Below are 22304 nucleotides of genomic sequence, written 5' to 3'. Positions count from 1 at the left end.
CCTACGTGAGGAATACAGCATGAAATTGAAGCCCTTAGTTACCGCGCTCTGCGCTGGCGCACTGCTTGCAGCAAGCCCGTTTGTCCAGGCCAAAGAGCTGAAATCCATCGGCGTGACGGTGGGCGATCTGGCGAACCCGTTCTTTGTGCAGATCACCAAGGGGGCGGAGCTGGAAGCGCGCAAGCTGGCAGGCGATAACGTAAAAGTGACCCTGGTCTCCAGCGGTTACGATCTCGGCCAGCAGGTTTCTCAGATTGATAATTTTATCGCGGCGAAGGTCGATATGATAATTCTCAACGCCGCAGACTCGAAAGGGATCGGCCCGGCGGTGAAGCGCGCGAAAGATGCCGGGATTGTGGTGGTGGCGGTTGACGTGGCGGCAGAAGGTGCCGATGCCACTATCACCTCCAACAACACCCAGGCCGGTGAGATAGCCTGTAAGCTGATTACCGACCGTCTGAAAGGCAAAGGCAACGTGGTGATCATCAACGGACCGCCGGTCTCTGCGGTACAGAACCGTGTGGAAGGGTGCCAGAATGAGTTCAAAAAGCATCCGGATATCAAGGTGCTCTCGGATAACCAGAACGCCAAAGGCAGCCGCGAAGGCGGGCTGGAAGTCATGACCTCCCTGCTGGCGGCCAATCCGAAGATCGACGGCGTGTTTGCGATCAACGATCCAACGGCGATCGGTGCCGATCTGGCAGCCAAACAGGCGCAACGTAGCGAGTTCTTTATCGTTGGCGTGGATGGCTCACCGGATGCCGAAGAGGCCCTGAAGCGTGAAAACTCTCTATTTATCGCAACACCTGCCCAGGATCCGCAGGTGATGGCGGCGAAAGCGGTGGAGATCGGCTACGACATTCTGCAGGGCAAACCTGCGCCGAAAGAGCCGGTTCTGATCCCGGTGACGATGATCGATAAGAGCAGCGTCGGCACCTATAAGGGCTGGACGGTGAAGTAAATGTTCACGTTCCCTCTCCCCTGTGGGGAGAGGGTCAGGGTGAGGGGTCTTTATGAAACGCTCCGAAATCAACGAAATCCTCGGCCACACGCGGCAGTTTTTCTCCATGCACGATGTGCATCTGCCCCCTTTTGCCAGCTTTCCCCCTGCCCGCTGGCAGCAGCTTGAGGCTGACGCCTGGCGCGAAGTGTTCGAGCTACGTCTCGGCTGGGACGTGACCGCCTTCGGCGGGGACAATTTTGCGGCGCAGGGGCTGACCCTGTTTACCCTGCGTAACGGTTCGCCCGGCGGCAAGCCGTGGGCCAGATGCTACGCGGAAAAGATCATGCACGTGCGCGACGGCCAGGTAACGCCCCTGCACTTCCACTGGCGCAAGCGCGAGGACATCATTAACCGCGGCGGCGGCAATCTGATTGTGGAGTTGTGGAACGCCGATGAGAACGAGCAGAAAGAGGATGGCGATATCATCGTCTCCGTCGACGGATGCCAGCAGACCCACGTCGCGGGCAGCCATATCCGTCTCACACCGGGAGAGAGCATCTGCCTGCCGCCCGGTTTGTACCACAGCTTCTGGGGTGAAGCGGGCTTTGGTGATGTGCTGGTGGGAGAGGTCTCTTCGGTGAATGACGACGACACCGACAACCACTTCCTGCAACCCACCGCCCGCTATAACCACATTGATGAAGACGAACCGGCCGTGCTGGTGTTGTGTAACGAGTACAGCCTGTTTCGCCCGTAAGGAGTCACTGATGCCGCTTATCTCTCTTGCTGAAGGGCTGGCGCACGCCCGGGAACACCGTTACGCGCTGGGGGCCTTTAACGTCCTCGACTCTCACTTCCTGCGCGCGCTGTTTGCCGCGGCCCGCCAGGAGAACTCGCCTTTTATCATCAACATTGCCGAAGTGCATTTTAAGTACGTCTCGCTCGACTCCCTGGTGGAGGCGGTGAAGTTCGAAGCCGCCCGGCATGACATTCCGGTGGTGCTCAATCTCGATCACGGCCTGCATTTCGAGGCGGTGGTACGGGCGCTGCGCTTAGGGTTCAGCTCGGTGATGTTCGATGGCTCAGCGCTCAGCTACGAGGAGAATATTCGCCAGACGCGGGAGGTAGTGAAGATGTGCCACGCGGTTGGCGTGTCGGTGGAGGCGGAGCTGGGCGCGGTAGGTGGCGATGAGGGCGGTGCCCTGTACGGCCACGCCGACGAAGCCTTTTTCACCGACCCTGCCCTGGCGCGGGAGTATGTCGACCAGACCGGCATCGACGCCCTGGCGGTGGCCATCGGCAATGCCCACGGCAAGTACAAGGGCGAGCCAAAACTCGATTTTGCGCGCCTTGACGCCATCCGCCAGCAGACCGGCCTGCCGCTGGTACTCCACGGCGGCTCCGGGATCAGCGACGCCGATTTCCGCCGCGCCATTGAGCTCGGGATCCACAAAATCAACTTCTACACCGGCATGTCCCAGGCGGCGCTGGCGGCGGTGGAACAGCGCATGGCCAACCGACAGCCGCTGTACGATGAGTTTGCCGAACTGCTGCTGGGCATCGAAGAGGCCATTACCGACACCGTCGCCGCGCAGATGCGAACCTTTGGCAGCGCGGGGTTTGCCTGATGGAACGCCGGGGGATTATCGCAGCGGGGAATATGCTGGTGGATCACGTCCACCAGATTGTGCAGTGGCCGGAGCGCGGCTGGCTGGCGGAGATCACCCACAGCGAGCGCGCTACCGGCGGCGCACCGCTCAACGTGCTGTTAACCCTGGCGAAAATGCACGCCGGGATGCCACTGCAGGCGGTCGGGCTGGTAGGAGACGATCACGACGGGGATTATATTCTCGCCATGCTCGACCAGTATCACGTCAACCGCCAGCGGGTGCAGCGCACCACCTTCGCCCCGACCTCCATGTCGCAGGTGATGACCGACCCCAGCGGCCAGCGCACCTTTTTCCACTCGCCGGGGGCCAACCGCCTGCTGGATCTGCCCGCCTTTGACCGGCTCGATCTCAGCATGAAGATTTTCCATCTGGGCTATCTGCTGCTGCTCGACAGCCTGGATATGCCGGACGAGGAGTTCGGCACCCGCAGCGCGCGGCTGCTGGCCCAGATGCGCGCTGCGGGGTTTAAGACCTCTCTCGACCTGGTGTCGCGCAAGGGCGATCCGCGCTATCAGCCGCTGGTGCTCCCTGCCCTGCGTCATCTCGACTATCTGGTGATCAACGAGCTGGAGGCGGGCGAATTCAGCGGCCTGCACATGCGTGACGATAACGATGCCCCGGCGATCGCCCACATCGCCACTGCCGCAGAGCAACTGCTGAAGGCGGGGGTCAACGCCAGGGTGGTGATCCACTGTCCGGAAGGGGCATGGGGTCAGGAGCCGGGCCAGGAAGGGAGCTGGATCCCCTCGTGGCGGCTGACGCAGGCGGAGATTGTCGGCAGCGTCGGCGCGGGCGATGCCTTCTGCGCCGGTTTTTTATATGGCTGTCACGAGTCGATGTCGCTGACGGAGAGTATTCAGCTGGCGCACGCCTGCGCGCGGGCGAGCCTTTTGGCGGCTAACGCCATCGACGGGGCGAAAACGTTGCAGGAATTACAGCTGTTTATCGCCGAAAACCGTCTGGTTTAGGCCGCCCTGTCGCCATGCTGGACGTCGGCGGCAAACACGTAACCCAGCCCGCGGATGGTTTTAATCAACAGCGGCTGGTGGGGGTTGATTTCGATTTTGCGGCGCAGGCGCATGATCAACACATCAATGGTGCGGTCAAACACCTCCGCGCTTTCGCTGTGGGTCAGCTCCAGAAGCTGTTCCCGGCTCAGCACCCGACGGGCGTTTTGCGTCAGCGCCAGCAGCAGACCGTATTCACCCTGGGTCAGGGGGACCACGCTGCGCGCGGCGTCAATCAGCTCACAGCGGGCGGTATCCAGCGTCCAGCCGTTAAAGCTGATCCCTCCCGCCCGGGCGACGGCCGCGGGTTCCGCCGCCAGCGCGCCGGTGCGGCGCAGCACGGCTTTGACGCGGGCCACCACCACCCGGGGGTTGAAGGGTTTACCGATATAATCGTCGGCCCCCATCTCAAGGCCCACCACCACATCCGACTCGCTGCCAAGGCCCGTGAGCATGATCACCGGCAGCTCAGGACGCTGCTTTTGCAGCTGCTGCAACACCTGCAGGCCGTTGATATCCGGCAGCATCATATCCAGCAGCACCAGGGCAATATCCGGCTGCCGGGCCAGACGCAGGGCATCCTGACCGTTGTGGCACACATGGACGGTAAAGACGTGCTCGTTGAGGACGTCCTGCAACAGTTCGCAGACCGCGGTGTCGTCATCGACCACCAGAATTGCTGGTTTCATCACGGGATCCCATAGAGAAGATAACAATCAGTCTGGCCCATTCTGTGCAAGGCTCCAGCCCAAACGCCCTTTCCGTCTCGGATCTTCAACCGCCGTCACATCCCCGTCACTTCCGCTGCGACATTTTTTGCAGCTCGCCTGCTTCTGGTCAGGGTTTTGACCAGGATTCCCCCGTAAAGTCTGGGAAAAACCACAACAAGGATGTGGCATAGAAGCTGCATACTACACCGACACATCAGCATCATTTGACATGGAGCGAGAGCGATGAAAAACGTCATCACGGTTTGCCCCTATTGTGCATCAGGTTGCAAGATCAACCTGGTGGTCGATAACGGCAATATTGTCCGGGCGGAGGCCGCCGACGGCAAAACCAACCAGGGCAAGCTGTGCCTGAAGGGCTACTTTGGCTGGGATTTTATCAACGATACCCAAATCCTGACCCCGCGCCTGAAAACCCCGATGATCCGCAGAAAACGCGGCGGCAAGCTGGAAGCCGTCTCCTGGGATGACGCGCTGGATTATGTCGCCAGCCGTCTCAGCGCTATCAAAGCAAAGCACGGCCCCGACGCGATCCAGACCACCGGCTCCTCACGCGGCACCGGGAATGAAACCAACTACCTGATGCAGAAGTTTGCCCGCGCCGTTATCGGCACCAATAACGTCGACTGCTGCGCGCGCGTCTGACACGGCCCCTCGGTTGCAGGTCTGCACCAGTCGGTCGGTAATGGCGCCATGAGCAATGCCATCAACGAGATTGATAATACTGCGTTAGTGTTTATTTTCGGCTATAACCCGGCGGATTCGCACCCCATCGTTGCGAATCACATTCTGCGCGCAAAGCAGAACGGGGCGAAAATTATCGTCTGCGATCCGCGGCGCATTGAAACCGCGCGCATTGCCGATATGCATATCGCGTTGCGAAACGGCTCGAATATCGCCCTGCTCAATGCCATCGGGCAGGTGATTATTGCAGAGGATCTCTACGATCGGGCTTTCGTTGCCACCCGCACGGAAGGCTTTGAGGAATACAGAAAAATCGTCGAAAGCTATACGCCGGAGTCGGTGGAAGCCATTACCGGCGTAAGCGCCCGGGAGATCCGTCAGGCCGCGCGCCTGTATGCCGGGGCGGAAACGGCCACCCTGCTGTGGGGAATGGGCGTCACCCAGTTCTGGCAGGGTGTGGAGACGGTGCGGGCGCTGACCAGCCTCGCCATGCTGACCGGTAATCTTGGCAAAGCCCATGTCGGGGTCAACCCGGTGCGCGGGCAGAATAACGTTCAGGGGGCCTGCGATATGGGAGCCCTGCCGGATACCTATCCAGGCTATCAGTACGTTAAGTTTCCGGAAAACCGCGAGAAATTCGCCAAAGCCTGGGGCGTGGAGAGCCTGCCTGCGCACACCGGCTACCGTATCAGCGAACTGCCACACCGCGCTGCCCACAAAGAGGTGCGGGCGGCGTACATCATGGGTGAAGATCCGCTGCAAACGGATGCCGAACTGTCGGCGGTGCGTAAGGCCTTTGACGATCTGGAGCTGGTGATTGTCCAGGATATCTTTATGACCAAAACCGCGGCGGCGGCGGATGTTATCCTGCCGTCCACCTCCTGGGGCGAGCATGAAGGGGTCTACACCGCAGCCGATCGCGGCTTCCAGCGCTTCTTCAAAGCGGTGGATCCGAAGTGGGATCTGAAAACCGACTGGCAGATTATCAGCGAGATCGCGACCCGGATGGGTTATCCGATGCACTACGACAACACGCAGCAGATCTGGGATGAGCTGCGCCAGCTCTGTCCGGGCTTCAAAGGGGCGACCTACGAGAAGATGGGCGAGCTGGGTTATATCCAGTGGCCGTGCCGGGACGAGTCCCCGGAGGACCAGGGCACCTCGTACCTGTTCGCGGAGAAATTTGATACCCCGAACGGGCTGGCGCAGTTCTTCACCTGCGACTGGATGGCGCCGATGGACAAGCTCTCGCCGGAGTATCCGATGGTGCTCTCCACCGTGCGCGAAGTGGGCCATTACTCCTGCCGCTCCATGACCGGCAACTGTGCGGCGCTGTCGGCGCTGGCCGATGAGCCCGGCTATGTGCAAATCAACACTGAAGATGCCAAACAGCTGGGCATTGAGGATGAGGCGCTGGTATGGGTTAACTCCTGCAAGGGCCGGGTGATCACCCGGGCGCAGGTGAGCGATCGTCCCAACAAAGGTGCGGTCTATATGACCTACCAGTGGTGGATTGGCGCCTGCAACGAGCTGGTGACGGAAAACCTGAGCCCGATAACCAAAACGCCGGAATATAAATATTGTGCCGTACGCGTCGAGCCGATAGCGGATCAGGCTGCCGCCGAGCAGTATGTTATCGATGAATATAACGCGCTGAAAAAACGGTTACGGGAAACCGCAATGGGTTAATTTAATTAACGGAACCACGAATAAAAGGGGGTGAAATATTCACTCCTTTTTTATTTGGGCTTTTAGAATTTAAAAAACGAATATTATTTTGCGAGCATGATTCCAGAGAAATGTAATTTCGCACAAAGTGGATTACATCTTTTCTTTTTACTTCATGAGGATAAGATTAACGGCGGGTGCTTAAGACTTTCTGTCTTAAGCCGTGTTGAGGGACAGAAAGTGGAAAGCCCCGGTAATGTTTCCATTAACCGAGGCTACCCCTCAACACCAACAAGTTGAGAGTAGCCTCTTATTCTTTTATTAGCAAGGAGTAAAAGGCATGACGCCATTAAAAACTACGTTAGGCATCGTTATTATTGTCTGCCTGACCATAGTGATATTCGCCTTTATTAATCGCGGTACGTTATGCGAACTGACAATAAAGAGCGAACACCATGAAGTGGCGGCTAAATTAGCCTGCGCTGCAGGCTAACTTTAGTGGGCGGGGAAACCCGCCCGGCTTGTGGGAGGTTGAGGTCTTAATGCACCCATTTTTTTCTTCACATAGCGCGCTTATACTGCCCGCTATGTACCCCTAAGAAAATAACGCATGAAACACCTTTATCTGTTGTTGATACTTTTTACTTCACTTGCGAACGCCGAGGAGATTGGCGGTCAGTACCTGAAGCAGGCCGAGGCGGGCGACAGCCGTGCCCAGTATTATCTTGCCGAAACGTATTACAGTTCGGGCGATGATAAGCAGGCCGAAATGTGGGCCGAAAAAGCGGCCAAAGGCGGCGACGTGGACGCCATGGCGCTGCTGTCACAGATTAAGTTTAAGCACGGCGATCTGGCGCAGGCGAAAGGGCTGGCGCAGCAGGCCACCGTGGCGGACAGTTCGCCGGGGGCCGTGATGCTGGCGCGGCTGCTGGTCAATACCAGGGCGGGGAAAACCGACTATCCGCAGGCGCTGAGCTTGCTGCATAAAGTCGCAGAGAATACCGAAGATGACGCCGCCGTCGATGCCCGGTTGCTGCTGGGGCTGATCTACGCCAACGGCGTGGAGGTGGCGCAGGATGACGTGCAGGCCGCGCAGTGGTTTAAGCAGAGCTCTACCCTCTCGCGTACGGGCTACGCGGAATACTGGGCGGGTCAGGTGTTTCAGCAGGGCGAGGCCGGGTTTATCACTCCAAATAAACAGAAGGCGCTGTACTGGTTAAATCTGAGCTGTAGCGAAGGGTTTGATACCGGATGCGAGGAGTTTGATGCGTTAAGCGGGGAGTAACCGTGCGGTCTGTCTGCCGGGGGCGCTTCGCTTGCCCGGCCTACAGGACCGTAGGCCGGGTTAGCGCTAGCGCCACCCGGCTTTTTTATTTACTGGTCAGCGGTCTTATCAAAACGACCCAGCACTTCGCGCTCGTACGCCAGCGCTTTCTTACGGTCGAATTTGTGTTCCCACTTGGCAATCACCAGCACTGCCAGGGCATTACCCACCACGTTCAGCGCGGTACGCGCCATGTCGAGGATACGGTCAACACCGGCAATAAACGCCAGACCTTCCAGCGGAATACCCACGCTTCCCAGGGTCGCCAGCAGCACCACAAAGGACACGCCCGGCACGCCGGCAATCCCTTTTGAGGTCACCATCAGGGTCAGCACCAGCACGATCTCCTGCCACAGGGAGAGGTCGATCCCGTACAGCTGGGCGATGAAGATAGCGGCGATACTCTGGTACAGCGTCGAACCGTCGAGGTTAAAGGAGTACCCGGTCGGCACCACGAAGCTGGTGATCGACGCCGGTGCCCCGTAGGCTTCCATCTTCTCGATAATACGCGGCAGTACGCTTTCGGAGCTGGCGGTAGAGTACGCCAGAATCAGCTCGTCTTTCAGGATGCGGATCAGGATCCAGATGCTCAGCCCGCACATGCGCGCCACCAGCCCCAGCACCACCAGCGCGAAGAAGATAATCGCGAAGTGAACCAGGATCACCAGCTTCGCCAGCGGCCACAGGGAGGCAAAACCGAAGTTCGCCACCGTCACCGAGATCAGCGCAAAGACGCCGACCGGGGCATAGCGCATCACCATGTGGGTCACTTTGAACATGGTTTCAGAGATGGAGCGGAACACGGTCACCAGCGGCTCGCGGTGGGTGGACGGCAGCGACGCCAGCCCCAGACCGAACAGCACCGAGAAGAAGATGATCGGCAGCATTTCGCCCTTCGCCATCGACGCCACGATATTGGTCGGCACCAGCGACAGGATAGTGCCCATCAGGCCATGAGAATGGCTTTGCACATCGGCGGTCGTGCTTTGGTATTTCGAAATATCCACCGTCGCCAGCTGCGACATATCAATGCCAGCGCCAGGCTGGAACACATTCGCCAGCGTGATACCAAGAATGATGGCCACCGTAGTGATCACTTCGAAATAAAGGATGGTTTTTGCGCCGATGCGACCCAGTTGCTTCGCGTCACCGACCCCGGCAATCCCTACCACCAGCGTCGAGATGACAATCGGCACCACAATCATCTTGATCAGATGAATAAAGATATCACCGGCAGGCGACAGGAGGTTGGCGATCAGCCATTCGCGGCTGTCACTGTGATAATGCAGATAACTACCCAGCAAGATACCCAGCACAAGGGCCAGCAAAATTTGCCAGGCCAGGCTGACTTTCAAATTTTTCATGACAAGAAACTTCCTCAATGAAGTGTTCGTACTCGTAAAACGAAGGGGACGACACATACTGAAAGGGTATGAATTGTGTTGCGTTCATTTATGGGGTTTTTTAACGCGCGGTATCAGTACCACTTGCACGGCATGCTGCGCAAGCCTTTCAGAACAAGGCATTTGACTGACAAAAGAGGTTGTTACGCTAATTTGTGTTGATGATGAAAAATAACCTTTTGTTATAAAAAAACTTTTTTATCCATAAAAGCAAATAATCCTTAAGAGCAATTATTTTTCTTCAAAGTGTCATTTGCTCGTTTTTTGTACTCTGTAACATTTGCGTGATCTGTCGCCCAAAAAGTAAACAAAGCTGGCAAAGCCCCTACAATTAACGTTTTTGCGACATATTATTAACATCCTACAAGGAGAACAAAAACCATGAGCCAAGTCCATAAACACGACATTCCCGCAAATATTGCGGACCGCTGCCTGATTAACCCGGAGCAGTACCAGGAGAAGTATCAGCAGTCCATCACCAACCCTGACGCCTTCTGGGGCGAGCAGGGCAAAATCCTTGACTGGATCACCCCGTACCAGACGGTCAAGAACACCTCTTTTGCCCCAGGCAACGTCTCGATTAAATGGTATGAAGACGGCACCCTGAACCTGGCCGCTAACTGCCTGGATCGCCATCTTGCCGAGCGCGGGGACCAGACGGCAATCATCTGGGAAGGCGACGACGCCACCCAGAGCAAAAATATCACCTACCGCGAACTGCACCGCGACGTCTGCCGCTTTGCCAACGTGCTGTTGGCCCAGGGCATCCGGAAAGGCGACGTGGTGGCTATCTATATGCCGATGGTGCCGGAAGCGGCCGTGGCGATGCTGGCCTGCGCCCGCATCGGTGCGGTGCATTCCGTAATCTTTGGCGGCTTTTCACCGGAAGCGGTGGCCGGACGTATTATCGACTCCAGTTCAAAACTGGTGATCACCGCCGACGAAGGCGTGCGTGCAGGCCGTGCCGTTCCGCTGAAAAAGAACGTCGATGACGCGCTGAAAAACCCGAATGTGAACAGCGTTAACAGCGTGATTGTGCTGAAGCGCACCGGCAATGCCATTGAATGGCATGAAGGCCGCGACCTGTGGTGGAGCGACCTGATTGAGCAGGCCAGCGACCAGCACCAGCCGGAAGCGATGAACGCCGAAGATCCGCTGTTTATCCTTTATACCTCCGGCTCTACCGGCAAGCCGAAGGGCGTGCTGCACACCACCGGCGGCTATCTGGTCTATGCGGCCACCACCTTTAAGTATGTCTTTGATTATCATCAGGGCGATATCTACTGGTGCACCGCCGACGTGGGCTGGGTCACCGGTCACAGCTACCTGCTCTACGGCCCGCTGGCGTGTGGCGCTACCACCCTGATGTTCGAAGGCGTACCAAACTGGCCGACCCCGGCGCGTATGAGCCAGGTGGTGGACAAACATCAGGTCAATATTCTCTACACCGCCCCGACCGCTATTCGCGCCCTGATGGCGGAAGGCGACAAGGCGATCGAAGGCACCGACCGCTCCTCCCTGCGCATCCTCGGGTCCGTGGGCGAGCCGATCAACCCGGAAGCCTGGGAGTGGTACTGGAAGAAGATCGGTAATGAGAAGTGCCCGGTGGTCGACACCTGGTGGCAGACCGAAACCGGCGGGTTCATGATCACCCCGCTGCCGGGGGCGACCCGGCTGAAAGCCGGCTCTGCGACCCGTCCGTTCTTTGGCGTCCAGCCTGCGCTGGTAGATAACGAAGGCACACCGCTGGAAGGTGCCACCGAGGGCAACCTGGTGATCGTCGACTCCTGGCCTGGCCAGGCGCGTACCCTGTTTGGCGATCACGATCGCTTTGAGCAGACCTACTTCTCCACCTTCAAAAACATGTACTTCAGCGGCGACGGCGCGCGCCGTGATGAAGATGGTTACTACTGGATCACCGGTCGCGTGGACGACGTGCTCAACGTCTCCGGCCACCGTCTGGGTACCGCAGAGATTGAATCGGCGCTGGTGTCGCATCCGAAGATTGCCGAAGCGGCCGTGGTCGGTATTCCGCACAACATCAAAGGCCAGGCGATCTACGCCTACGTCACGCTGAACCACGGCGAAGAGCCGTCGCCGGAGCTGTATACCGAAGTGCGTAACTGGGTGCGTAAAGAGATTGGCCCGCTTGCCACCCCGGACGTGCTGCACTGGACCGACTCGCTGCCGAAAACCCGCTCCGGCAAGATCATGCGCCGTATTCTGCGCAAGATTGCGGCGGGCGATACCAGCAATTTAGGCGACACATCAACGCTCGCCGATCCTGGCGTGGTGGACAAGCTGCTCGAAGAGAAGCAGGCCATCGCAATGCCATCGTAATTTGTTTTCTCCCTCTCCCCTCACCCTAACCCTCTCCCCAAAGGGGAGAGGGGACTAAAAAAAACCAACCTTACCTTTGGAGATTCTGTGATGAATGAAAATATTTGTCAGCAGATAGAGAACAGTGCGCACTACAGGGAGCTCGTGGATAAACGGCAACGGTTTGCCTTCATGTTATCTATCATCATGTTAATCATTTACGTTGGCTTTATTCTGCTTATTGCCTTCGCCCCACACTGGCTCGGTACCCCATTACATGCGGGTACCAGCGTGACCCGCGGCATCCCTATCGGTATCGGCGTGATCGTGATTTCGTTCGTGCTGACCGCGGTGTATGTCATTCGTGCTAACGGTGAGTTCGACCGTCTGAATAAAGCGGTTCTGCGTGAGGTAAAAGCATCATGAAGAGAGTCCTGACGGCGCTTGCCGCCACCCTCCCCTTTGCGGCAAATGCCGCCGATGCCATTGGCGGCGCGGTGGAACGCCAGCCAACCAACTGGCAGGCGATTGTGATGTTCCTGATCTTCGTGGTGCTGACGCTGTACATTACTTACTGGGCGTCAAAACGCGTGCGCTCCCGCAACGATTACTATACCGCGGGCGGCAACATTACCGGTTTCCAGAACGGGCTGGCGATTGCCGGTGACTTTATGTCGGCGGCCTCGTTCCTTGGCATCTCCGCGCTGGTCTACACCTCCGGCTACGACGGGCTGATTTACTCCCTCGGCTTCCTCGTCGGCTGGCCAATTATTCTGTTCCTGATCGCCGAACGTCTGCGTAACCTCGGGCGCTACACCTTTGCCGACGTGGCCTCCTATCGCCTGAAGCAGGGGCCGATCCGTACCCTTTCCGCCTGCGGCTCGCTGGTGGTGGTGGCCCTGTACCTGATCGCCCAGATGGTAGGTGCCGGTAAGCTGATCCAGCTGCTGTTCGGCCTGAACTACCATGTCGCGGTGGTGCTGGTGGGCGTGCTGATGGTGATGTACGTCCTGTTTGGCGGCATGCTCGCCACCACCTGGGTGCAGATCATCAAAGCTGTGCTGCTGCTGTTCGGTGCCAGCTTTATGGCCTTTATGGTGATGAAGCACGTCGGCTTCAGCTTCAATAACCTGTTCAGCGAAGCAATGGCGGTTCACCCGAAAGGCGAAGCCATCATGAGCCCGGGCGGGCTGGTGAAAGATCCGATCTCGGCGCTGTCGTTAGGCCTCGGCCTGATGTTTGGTACTGCGGGCCTGCCGCACATTCTGATGCGTTTCTTCACCGTGTCAGATGCGCGTGAAGCGCGTAAGAGCGTGCTCTATGCCACCGGCTTTATGGGTTACTTCTATATCCTGACCTTTATCATCGGCTTCGGCGCCATCATGCTGGTGGGTGCAAACCCGGCCTTCAAGGATGCGGCGGGCGCGCTGATTGGCGGCAACAACATGGCGGCGGTGCACCTGGCTGACGCGGTGGGCGGCAACCTGTTCCTCGGCTTTATCTCCGCCGTGGCCTTCGCCACCATCCTGGCGGTGGTGGCGGGCCTGACCCTGGCCGGAGCCTCTGCGGTCTCCCACGACCTCTATGCCAACGTCTGGCGTAAAGGCGCTTCCGAGCGCGATGAGCTGAAAGTCTCCAAAATCACCGTCCTGGTGCTGGGTGTGGTGGCGATCCTGTTGGGTATCCTGTTCGAAAACCAGAACATCGCCTTTATGGTGGGACTGGCCTTCTCGATTGCGGCGAGCTGTAACTTCCCGATCATTCTGCTCTCCATGTACTGGTCAAAACTGACCACCCGTGGTGCGATGGTTGGCGGCTGGCTGGGCCTGCTGACGGCGGTGATCCTGATGATCCTCGGCCCGACCATCTGGGTGCAGATCCTCGGTCACGAAAAAGCCATCTTCCCTTACGAATACCCGGCGCTGTTCTCCATCGCGGTGGCGTTCATTGGGATCTGGATCTTCTCCGCCACGGATAACTCGGCGGAAGGGAATCTGGAGCGTGAGAAGTTCCGCGCCCAGTTTATCCGTTCCCAGACTGGCCTCGGCGTTGAGCAGGGCCGCGCGCACTAAAATCCCCTCCCCGGCCGCTGGTCGGGGATCACATTTTTTCCCCCTTCAGGTGACGTTAATCACGTCACCAAAACAGAAAAAGCCGACGCGCATCACAGGCTTTATCTGCAATCCGCTAAGACCATCACACTTTTCCCGATTTCATGCCGTTCCTCCGCTTTCCCTCCGCGCGCAATACAGACAACCCTGGCCGCAGTTTTTATGCTTTAGTTACCGCGACTCGCTGAGGCTTCTGGCAAAGCGCTGCAGGCGCTCCGGGCTCAGCAGCAGCGGCAGGAACAAAGGGCCGCTGCCGGGCGGGTTCGCCAGCCAGCGTTCCAGGGTATGGGCGTAGTGCAGCAGGCGCTGCTGATGCTTCTGCAGGGTATCAGCGGGCAGGCTGCTTGCGCCGTAGTGGTCAAGCCACAGCACGTCGGTAACGGCGGCGGCCACATGGGAAAACATCTGGCTGTAGATCTCCGCGCTGCGCCAGGCGGCCAGCAGGATCTCCAGGGTGTCGTCCGGGCAGGTCATGCGCGGCATCAGCTCCCGCAGGTTTTGCAGCGTGCGTGATGCGAGGAAGCAGGCGGCCTCTTTTTCCAGCGCCACCCGCTCACGCTGCTCTTTGCCAGCCGCAGGATCGTCAGCGGGCATCAGCGGCTGCCAGGCGTGCAGCCAGTTGGCGCTGCGGGTATCCATATGCAGCAGCTGCTGCGCCTGGGCAATGCTCTCCGGGATCTGGCTCTGGTAGTGCAGCCGTCGGCCAAGAAAGTTTGGCGTTTTACACAGCCAGTCGTAGCTGGCGTGGAGGATAGTCGCGAGCTGATGCTTGTCCTGCAGGGAGCGAAAGCCCAGCTGATGATGCTCGGCCCAGCGCGTGAAAGTACCCGGCAGCGCCGCATCGGCGGCCTGGTTGGCGGCAGAGAGGCCGAAGAGGTTGATGGCGTTGACGGAGTCCATCACCCGGCTGTCGGGCAGCCACTGCCAGCTCACCCGGGAGGTGATGGCTTCGATTTCGTTCTCTGCGGCGCTGAGCGCCCAGCTTAAGCGGCCGCCGATCTCATCGGCCAGATAGCACGGCAGCGCGGTCCAGCCGTAGCCGGTGCCGAAGAGATCGTACTCGATCCACTTTTTATGCCCCGGCAGGGTAGCGATGTGCGGGTGGTTGGCAAAGCCGGGATGGTAATCCAGCTCGGTGGCTTTTACCGATGCGCGCACGTCGTCCGGGAGCGTCGCCAGCATGTTTGAGAGCTGCTGCCGCGGCCAGCTGTTGTCGATAAAGTCGCGCAGGATGAGCTTCTTTCCCCGGGCGCGCAGCAGGCTCCAGACATCATGCAGGCTTTGCTGCCAGCGGCTGGTCTGAAAGTCCGGCGTCGTCAGGCTGAGAATAATTCCGCCGAGATGGGGCAGCGCAGGTAATAACGGATGCAATATCGCGGCATAAAAATGCTGCCAGAAATCGGGCGCGCTTTTTTCGTCGAAGGTCAGTTCAGGAAATTTACGCTTAATAATGTCGTCATTGGGCGCGGCCTCACCCTGAAGCCAGAACGATAAATTATTTTCCGCCAGATAACTGTCGACCCGCTTTAAATAGTGCAGGGCGTAATGTTGCTGATGAATAAGGTTCTCGACGTTGAGTTTCTGGCTTAACGGCGAGGGCGTCGCAAGTACTGAAAGCAGTTCCTGTTGGTGCAGGATGATGCCGGTGAAGCCGTGCTGTTTCGCGCTTTTTACGCCCTGAATAAACCAGGGCCAGTGCCAGATAAAAGTGCTGTTCAGCTCCATCAGTTGATGGGGAATACGTTTCATTGCGTCACCTTGCTGATATTTATTTCGCTATTCAATCGAGGATGCCATGAAAAAATATGCTCTGGTCGGAACCGGCGGTCGCGCGGGTTTATATATTTCCGCCATCGGTGGCGCCTGGCGGGAAAATGCCAGACTGGTCGCGTTCTGTGATACTAACAAGACGCGCATGCACTACGCCAACCAGTTATTAAAAAACGAAGGGGCGGCGCCGGTTTCCACCTGGCAGGCAACCCAGTTTGAAGAGATGATCCGCGAGACGCGTCCCGATGTGGTTATTGTCACCACCATGGACCGCACCCACGATGATTACATCGTGCGCGCGCTGCACGCCGGATGCGATGTGATCACCGAAAAGCCGATGACCATCGACGAGCAGCGCGCCCTGCGCATTCTCGACGCCATCGAAGAGACCGGCCGCACCGTGCGCGTGGCCTTCAACTACCGCTACGCCCCGCACCACAGCAAAGTGCGCGAACTGCTGATGCAGGGGGTGATTGGCAAGGTGACCTCCGTTCACTTTGAGTGGCTGCTCAACACCGAACACGGCGCGGATTACTTCCGCCGCTGGCACCGGGAAAAACGCAACAGCGGCGGCCTGCTGGTGCATAAATCCACCCACCACTTCGACCTGATGAACTTCTGGCTCGGCAGCTACCCGGAGCGGGTTTACGCCGAGGGCAGCCTGCAGTTCTACGGCAGGGAGAATGCTGAGCAGCGCGGCGTGACGCAGTTCTACCCGCGCGCCCACGGCTTTGCCGAAGCCAAAGACGATCCTTTTGCGCTGAATATGGCAGAGAACGCGCAGCTTAAGGCGCTCTATCTGGATGCCGAGCATGAAGATAATTACTTCCGCGACCAGAGCGTGTTCAGCGACGGGATCACCATCGAAGACACCCTATCGGTGCTGGTGAAATACCAGAACCAGGTCCAGCTCACCTACTCCCTCAACGCCTATCTGCCGTGGGAAGGGCTGAACGTGGTCTTTAACGGCACCGAAGGGCGACTGGAGATGAAAATCGTTGAGAAGTCCTACGTCAACGCCGGGGGCGAACGGGAAAACGAGGGCAGCCTCGAGCAGTGCGATCTCACCGTCTTCCCGATGTTCGCCGAACCGTGGAAAGCGGAGTTCAGCCTCGGTGAAGGGGGCCACGGCGGCGGCGACAATGCCATGCTGGCCGACCTGTTTGGCACGCCGGGAGAGGATCCGCTCCAGCGCGCGGCCGACCATCGCGCCGGTGCCATGTCTATCCTTACCGGGATTGCGGGCAACCTCTCCATGCAGCAGCAGCGCCCGGTGAACTTCAAGGAGTTTGAGCTGGTTTCCCGTCTGACGAAACGTTAAGAGCATGACAAAGGCGCGGCAGAAGGCTGCGCCGTTACTCACCTGTTTACGAATAAAAGTCCCGGAGAAAAATAATGAATAAACTCCTGTCAGGTGTCATCGCATCGCTGTTATTTTCCTGTACCTCTGTCTGGGCGCAGTCGCCCGTTGAATTACGCATGTCGTGGTGGGGTGGCAACAGCCGTCACCAGGCCACATTAAAGGCGCTGGAAGCCTTTGAGAAAGCTCATCCGGAGATCAAAGTGAAGGCCGAATACACCGGCTGGGACGGACATCTTTCGCGCCTGACCACCCAGATGGCGAGCGGCACCGAGCCGGATGTGATGCAGACCAACTGGCCGTGGCTGATTATTTTTTCCAAAAACGGCGAAGGGTATTACGACCTGGATAAGCTGAAAGCGGAGCTCGATTTAAGTCAGTACCAGGCGCAGGATCTGCAGTCGACCACGGTGAAAGGCAAGCTCAACGGCCTGCCGATTTCGGTCAACGCTCCGGTCTTTTATTATAACGACGTTACCTGGCAGAAAGCCGGGCTGGCGTATCCTAAAACCTGGGATGACTTCTTCGCCGCCGGGAAGATCTTCCAGCAGAAGCTGGGCAACAACTACTACCCCTACGCCATGGTCGATCAGGATGTCATTCTGCTGCTCAATGCATACATGATGCAGATCCATCAGAAGCCGATGTTCAACAGCGACGGCACCTTCGCCTGGAACGACGCCCAGTGGGTCGAGGCCTTCGGCTTTGTGAAGCGCCTGAGCGACGACCACATTCTGCCGTCGCCAAAAACCCTCTCCTCCTACGGCAAAGGCAACCTCTATGAAATGAAGCCGTGGATCAACGGCGAGTGGGGCGGCCTGTTCACCTGGAACATCACCATCCGCATGTTTGCCAACAACATGACGCCACCGGCGAAGCTGGTGCTGGGCGACTACGTGATGCAGCCCGGCACGCAGGAGTCCGGGGTATACTTCAAAACGGCGCAGATGCTGTCGGTGGCGAAATCCACTAAACACCCGAAAGAGGCGGCCATTCTGGTGAACTACCTGCTCAACGATCCGCAGTCGGTGCAGGCTCTGGGGCTGGAACGGGGCATTCCGCTCAACAAGGCGGCAAAAACGCAGCTAACGGAGAAAGGGGTGATTGACCCGGGCGATCCGGTAATTGCGGGCCTGCGTCAGGCGCAGTCCCTGCACACCACGGTCGTCGCCACGCCCTACATCGAAGATTTGCAGGTGATCGACCAGTTCACCTCGGCGCGGGAAAAGCTGGAGCAGGGTCAGCCGCCCGCCCAGGTCGCGGCAGATTTCCGCCAGAAGGTGGAGCGGATTGTGCGCAGACTTAACCGTTAGCGTATTGCCCGGCGGCGCTGCGCTTGCACGGGCCTACGGTTCTGTAGGCCGGGTAAGCGCAGCGCCACCCGGCAATAAAAGTCTCAGAACATCAACCAGCCCACCAATGGCGCCACCAGCACCATCACCACGCCGGAGAGCATCATCACCAGGCTGGCGACAACGCCCTCCTGCTGGCCCAGCTCGTAAGAGCGGGCGGTGCCTGCGCCGTGGGATGCCGCGCCAAATCCGGCCCCTTTCGCCATCCCTTCGCGGATGGAGAGGCGCAGAAAAAGCATGTCCCCTACCGCCATGCCAAACACCCCGGTCACCACCACGAACAGCGCCACCAGATCCGGCTGTCCGCCGAGCGGTTTTGCCGCCGCCAGGGCAAAGGGCGTGGTGACGGAGCGTACCGCCAGGCTGCGCTGGATCTCATCCGACAGGGTAAATAACCGCGCCAGCCAGACGGAGCTGGTGACGGCCACCACCGTGGCGGTGATCACCCCGGCGGAGAGCGACATCCAGTGGCGTTTGATCACCGCGAGATTGTCGTACACCGGCACCGCAAAGGCGATGGTCGCCGGGCCCAGCAGCCACAGCAGCCAGTGCGCTTCACCGATATAGTTCTGCCAGGAGATATGGCCCCACACCAGCATCATCACCAGCAAAATCGGGGTGAAAACCAGCGGCATCAGGGGCAGTTTGCGAAAGCGGCGATAGAGGCGTTTGTTGGCGAAGTAGATCGCCAGCGTCACCACCAGGCAGAGGACGCTGACCTGAAAGTTAGTCATGTTTCTGCCTGCTGATTTCGAAGCGGTACACTTTATCCACCACCCACGCGGTCGCACCCAGCACCATCAGGGTGCTCAGGGCGATCACCGCAAAGATGCGCCAGCCATCCACCATCAGCAGCTGAACGTAATTGACCACCGCCACCACCGCCGGAACGAAAAACAGCAGCATCTCGGCCAGCAGCCAGCGCGAGCCCGCCCGCACCCAGTTGAGAGGAATAACGCGACAGAGGATCAGGCTGAACATCAGCACCATCCCGACCAGATTGGCCGGCAGCGGCAGGTGCAGCCAGCTCACAAGATATTCAGCGAAGACAAACAGACCCGCATAAAGCAGTACCTGAACCGGTACCTGGAGTCGTTGCACGACGGCAGGCGTAACGCGACTTAGCGCCACGGTCATGGGAGATTTCCTCAAAATGAGATGAAGCGCCAGTATAGTCAGCGCCCGTAATTCACTGAAATGAATTAAAATCATCAAAGGTATAGTTTCGAGGAATAGTCATGGACATACGCACGTTGCGTTACTTTGTCGAAGTGGTCCGCCAGCAGAGTTTTACCCGCGCCGCGGAGAAGCTCTTTGTCACCCAGCCCACCATCAGCAAAATGCTAAAAAACCTCGAAGATGAACTGAACTGTACCCTGCTGATCCGCGACGGCCGCAAGCTGCTCTTAACCGACACCGGGCGCGTGGTGTTTGAGCGCGGGCTGGCGATCCTGGCGGAGTTTCGCCAGCTGGAGGCGGAGCTTGGTGACATCAACCATCTGAACAAAGGCGTCCTGCGCCTCGGCATCCCGCCGATGGTGGGCATGATGATGGCCGGGCCCATCAGCCTGTTTCGCCAGCGCTATCCCGGCGTGGAGCTGAAAATTTCTGAATTTGGCGGCTTAACCGTCCAGCAGGCGGTGATCAACGGCGAGCTGGATCTGGCAATGACCGCCCTGCCGGTGGAGGAGGATAGCGGCCTGACCGCCCTGCCGCTGTTCAGCCATCCGCTGTGTGTGCTGGTGCCGCGCTCCGGCAACTGGCTGAAGCTTGACGCCATCAATCCTGAACTGCTGGCCGAGCATCCTTTGCTGATCTACAACGAAGATTTTGCCCTCAGCCGTCAGCTGATGCAGCTGTTCAACCAGCACGGCGTCAAGCCGCGCATCGCGGTGCGCAGCGGGCAGTGGGATTTTCTGGCGGCGATGGTGCAGGCGGGAGTCGGGATTGCGATATTGCCCCAGCCCATCTGCGAGCGGCTGGATAAAAACACGCTGCGCTGGATCCCCCTGCAGAGCGATCTGCACTGGCAGCTGGGGATGATCTGGCGGGAAGGGGTGTACCTGTCGCACAGCGCCCAGGCGTGGTTAAAATGTTGTGAGGGGTTTTGGGGCCCCTCACCCTAGCCCTCTCCCCATAGGGGAGAGGGAAAAAAGCCGCACCGTGCCCGATTATCCCCTCTCCTCTATGGGGAGAGGGTCAGGGTGAGGGGTATTCGCGGCTACTGCTTCTCTATCAGCAATGCTTCCATCAAATCGAGATCGTGCAGCAGTTTTTGCAGCGTCTCGTTGCTGATCTCCCGGGTGGCGCGCAGGTGGTACAGCTCCGCGCGTTCAGCGCGCAGCGCGGCCAGGCGGAAGCGGCGTTCGAGGTTCTCCTCCTGCAGCGAGCTCTCAACGTCATTGCGGCCATCCGCACGGCGGCGCAGGTTACCAATCACCCGCGAGCTCACCTCTTTCAGTAGCTGGGTATCGATGTTCTCTTCGGTATCGGCCGCCAGACGCTCCTCCATCTTCTGAATGGTGACAATCGCCACCTCAGCGGTCGCTGCCCGGGCAATGCGCGCCTCTTTATGCTGCTGGACGTGGTCGGCCACCTCCATGTGTTGCATCAGGATCGGCAGCATCACCACGCCGACAAACAGTGAGAACAGGATCACCCCCGCCGCCAGGAACACCAGCTCGTAGCGCGCCGGGAAGACGTCGCCGGTCGGCAGCAGCAGCGGAATGGAGAGCACACCGGCCAGGGTGATCGCCCCACGCACACCCGCAAAGGTCGAGATCAGCAGCTCGCGCGTGGTCCAGGAGCCAAACTCCATCGGTTTCTTTTTCAGGAAACGCACGCTGAAGTTTTTCATCGTCCACAGCCAGCCGAAGCGCACCAGCATCAGCGCGGCGTAAATCAGCACGATGTCGGCAAACAGCATCCAGGTTTCGACGTTCGGGTCGGCCTCTGCCGCCACCAGCGAGGATTCGAGAATGCCCGGCAGCTGCAGGCCCAACAGCAGGAACACCATGCCGTTAAAGACAAACTCCAGCATCGCCCAGGTGCTGTTGGCGCGCAGGCGCATCGCCAGCGGCGCGGTACGCATCACGCCGGAACGGGTGATGGTCATCCCCGCCGCCACCGCGGCCAGAATGCCCGACACGCCAATATGTTCCGCAATCAGATAAGAGGCGAACGGCAGCAGGAACAGCAGGACAATCTGCGTAGCGGGTTCATCGCCGCCCCAGCGGCTGAGGAAGCGCAGCGAACGGCCGTACAGCCAGCTCACCACAAACCCGGCGAGGATGCCGCCGATTGCCACTTTGAAGAACTCGACGGTGGCGCCGCCGACGGTAAAGATCATGGTGCCCATCGCCACGGCGACGGCAAACTTCAGGGCCACCAGGCCGGAGGCGTCGTTCATCAGCGCCTCGCCCTGCAAAATCCCCATGATTTTTTTCGGCATCCGTCCTTCACCGACGATGCCGGACAGCGCCACGGCATCGGTTGGCGACAGCACCGCCGCCAGCGCAAAGGCAGGTATCAGCGGGATACCCGGCACCACCCAGTAGATGAGAAAACCGATCCCCACCACGGTGACAACCACCAGCGCCAGCGCCAGGCCGAAGATCTCGCGCCCGTGTTCGAGAAACTCGCGCGTGGGCGTTTTCCAGCCGTCGGCAAACAGCAAAGGAGGAATAAACAGCACCAGAAACAGTTCCGGATCAAACTCGACATGCAATCCGAACGTCGGCCACGCCAGCAGAGCACCGATGGCAATCTGCATGAGCGGCAGCGGTAGCTGAAAGGGCAGTACGCGGGTGACTACCCCGGAAAGTGAGACCACAAGGGTCATGATGAGTATTGTGAAGAAAATTTCCATGCGTTCCCTGTTTGCGATGATTCGGTTCGTTTAGGCCATGGGCATCTTGCCTTAATGTACCTTTCCCAGAGTAACGCATAAGACAACGAGATGTGTC

General features: G+C 58.7%; 19 protein-coding genes. 13 read left to right on the top strand and 6 right to left on the bottom strand.

Annotated features, from left to right (window positions below; translation table 11 throughout):
• The first annotated feature begins 19 nt into the window (after positions 1–19).
• Genes FHN83_RS13205 through FHN83_RS13190 form a run of 4 tightly spaced genes read left to right on the top strand, consistent with a single transcriptional unit; the run spans position 20 to position 3581 of the window.
• The gene (locus FHN83_RS13205; RefSeq protein ID WP_039031973.1) at positions 20–961 is read left to right on the top strand and encodes an ABC transporter substrate-binding protein; all 942 of its coding nucleotides are present in this window, start codon (positions 20–22) and stop codon (positions 959–961) included.
• A gap of 52 nt (positions 962–1013) precedes the next feature.
• Positions 1014–1700: a D-lyxose/D-mannose family sugar isomerase gene (locus FHN83_RS13200; RefSeq protein WP_139564000.1), complete on the top strand. Its 687-nt coding sequence runs from the start codon at positions 1014–1016 to the stop codon at positions 1698–1700.
• A 10-nt stretch (positions 1701–1710) separates the two neighbouring features.
• Positions 1711–2571, top strand: coding sequence for a ketose 1,6-bisphosphate aldolase (locus FHN83_RS13195; RefSeq protein ID WP_039031971.1), 861 nt, complete (start codon positions 1711–1713; stop codon positions 2569–2571).
• A complete protein-coding gene (locus tag FHN83_RS13190) occupies positions 2568–3581 on the top strand; it encodes a carbohydrate kinase family protein (protein WP_138370043.1) in 1014 nt (337 codons plus the stop codon). Before FHN83_RS13195 ends, FHN83_RS13190 begins: the two co-directional genes overlap by 4 nt.
• Here FHN83_RS13190 and FHN83_RS13185 read toward each other — a convergent pair.
• Complete coding sequence (locus tag FHN83_RS13185) at positions 3578–4309, bottom strand: response regulator (RefSeq protein ID WP_139563999.1); 732 nt, start codon at positions 4307–4309, stop codon at positions 3578–3580. The genes FHN83_RS13190 and FHN83_RS13185 overlap by 4 nt on opposite strands.
• A gap of 264 nt (positions 4310–4573) precedes the next feature.
• Between FHN83_RS13185 and fdhF the strand changes: the two genes are divergently transcribed.
• The 3 genes from fdhF (at position 4574) to FHN83_RS13170 (ending at position 7985) form a co-directional block, all read left to right on the top strand.
• Positions 4574–6721 (top strand): formate dehydrogenase subunit alpha, encoded by a 2148-nt coding sequence (gene fdhF, locus FHN83_RS13180; protein WP_139563998.1) that lies wholly within the window; start codon positions 4574–4576, stop codon positions 6719–6721.
• 319 nt (positions 6722–7040) lie between these two features.
• Positions 7041–7193 (top strand): Hok/Gef family protein, encoded by a 153-nt coding sequence (locus tag FHN83_RS13175; RefSeq protein ID WP_139563997.1) that lies wholly within the window; start codon positions 7041–7043, stop codon positions 7191–7193.
• 117 nt (positions 7194–7310) lie between these two features.
• On the top strand, positions 7311–7985 hold the full coding sequence (locus FHN83_RS13170) for a tetratricopeptide repeat protein (protein ID WP_039031965.1): 675 nt from the start codon (positions 7311–7313) through the stop codon (positions 7983–7985).
• A gap of 89 nt (positions 7986–8074) precedes the next feature.
• Here the strand turns inward: FHN83_RS13170 and gltP are convergent, their stop codons facing one another.
• On the bottom strand, positions 8075–9388 hold the full coding sequence (gene gltP / locus FHN83_RS13165; protein ID WP_139563996.1) for a glutamate/aspartate:proton symporter GltP: 1314 nt from the start codon (positions 9386–9388) through the stop codon (positions 8075–8077).
• Positions 9389–9808: 420 nt separating this feature from the next.
• Here gltP and acs point away from each other — a divergent pair, with 420 nt between their 5' ends.
• The 3 genes from acs to actP all read left to right on the top strand — a co-directional run bounded on the left by acs (position 9809) and on the right by actP (position 13818).
• Complete coding sequence (acs, locus tag FHN83_RS13160; protein ID WP_139563995.1) at positions 9809–11767, top strand: acetate--CoA ligase; 1959 nt, start codon at positions 9809–9811, stop codon at positions 11765–11767.
• 90 nt (positions 11768–11857) lie between these two features.
• Positions 11858–12172, top strand: coding sequence for a DUF485 domain-containing protein (locus FHN83_RS13155; protein ID WP_138370037.1), 315 nt, complete (start codon positions 11858–11860; stop codon positions 12170–12172).
• Positions 12169–13818 (top strand): cation/acetate symporter ActP, encoded by a 1650-nt coding sequence (gene actP / locus FHN83_RS13150; protein ID WP_039031962.1) that lies wholly within the window; start codon positions 12169–12171, stop codon positions 13816–13818. Before FHN83_RS13155 ends, actP begins: the two co-directional genes overlap by 4 nt.
• Before the next feature lie 210 nt (positions 13819–14028).
• Here actP and FHN83_RS13145 read toward each other — a convergent pair whose 3' ends face one another.
• A complete protein-coding gene (locus FHN83_RS13145) occupies positions 14029–15606 on the bottom strand; it encodes a hypothetical protein (RefSeq protein WP_139563994.1) in 1578 nt (525 codons plus the stop codon).
• Between the two features lie 46 nt (positions 15607–15652).
• On the opposite strand from FHN83_RS13145, the gene FHN83_RS13140 reads away from it, so the two are divergent.
• Both FHN83_RS13140 and FHN83_RS13135 read left to right on the top strand, forming a co-directional pair.
• Positions 15653–16948: a Gfo/Idh/MocA family protein gene (locus FHN83_RS13140; protein ID WP_139563993.1), complete on the top strand. Its 1296-nt coding sequence runs from the start codon at positions 15653–15655 to the stop codon at positions 16946–16948.
• Between the two features lie 71 nt (positions 16949–17019).
• The gene (locus tag FHN83_RS13135) at positions 17020–18300 is read left to right on the top strand and encodes an ABC transporter substrate-binding protein (protein WP_255296761.1); all 1281 of its coding nucleotides are present in this window, start codon (positions 17020–17022) and stop codon (positions 18298–18300) included.
• A gap of 83 nt (positions 18301–18383) precedes the next feature.
• On the opposite strand, the gene FHN83_RS13130 is transcribed toward FHN83_RS13135, so the two are convergent.
• The gene (locus FHN83_RS13130; protein WP_039031958.1) at positions 18384–19073 is read right to left on the bottom strand and encodes an LrgB family protein; all 690 of its coding nucleotides are present in this window, start codon (positions 19071–19073) and stop codon (positions 18384–18386) included.
• A complete protein-coding gene (locus FHN83_RS13125; RefSeq protein WP_138370033.1) occupies positions 19066–19476 on the bottom strand; it encodes a CidA/LrgA family protein in 411 nt (136 codons plus the stop codon). Before FHN83_RS13125 ends, FHN83_RS13130 begins: the two co-directional genes overlap by 8 nt.
• Before the next feature lie 101 nt (positions 19477–19577).
• Here FHN83_RS13125 and FHN83_RS13120 point away from each other — a divergent pair, with 101 nt between their 5' ends.
• Positions 19578–20465 (top strand): LysR family transcriptional regulator, encoded by an 888-nt coding sequence (locus tag FHN83_RS13120; RefSeq protein ID WP_139563991.1) that lies wholly within the window; start codon positions 19578–19580, stop codon positions 20463–20465.
• Positions 20466–20560: 95 nt separating this feature from the next.
• Here the strand turns inward: FHN83_RS13120 and FHN83_RS13115 are convergent, their stop codons facing one another.
• Positions 20561–22207 carry a Na+/H+ antiporter gene (locus tag FHN83_RS13115; protein ID WP_039031955.1) on the bottom strand — a complete coding sequence of 549 codons (1647 nt, stop codon included), beginning with the start codon at positions 22205–22207 and terminating at the stop codon, positions 20561–20563.
• Positions 22208–22304 lie beyond the last annotated feature (97 nt).

Origin of the sequence: Leclercia adecarboxylata, assembly GCF_006171285.1 — a bacterium.
Classification (GTDB): Bacteria; Pseudomonadota; Gammaproteobacteria; order Enterobacterales; family Enterobacteriaceae; genus Enterobacter; species Enterobacter barmai.
Note: the sequence above shows the minus strand (reverse complement) of the source record. Positions and strands in the feature narration are given on the sequence as shown.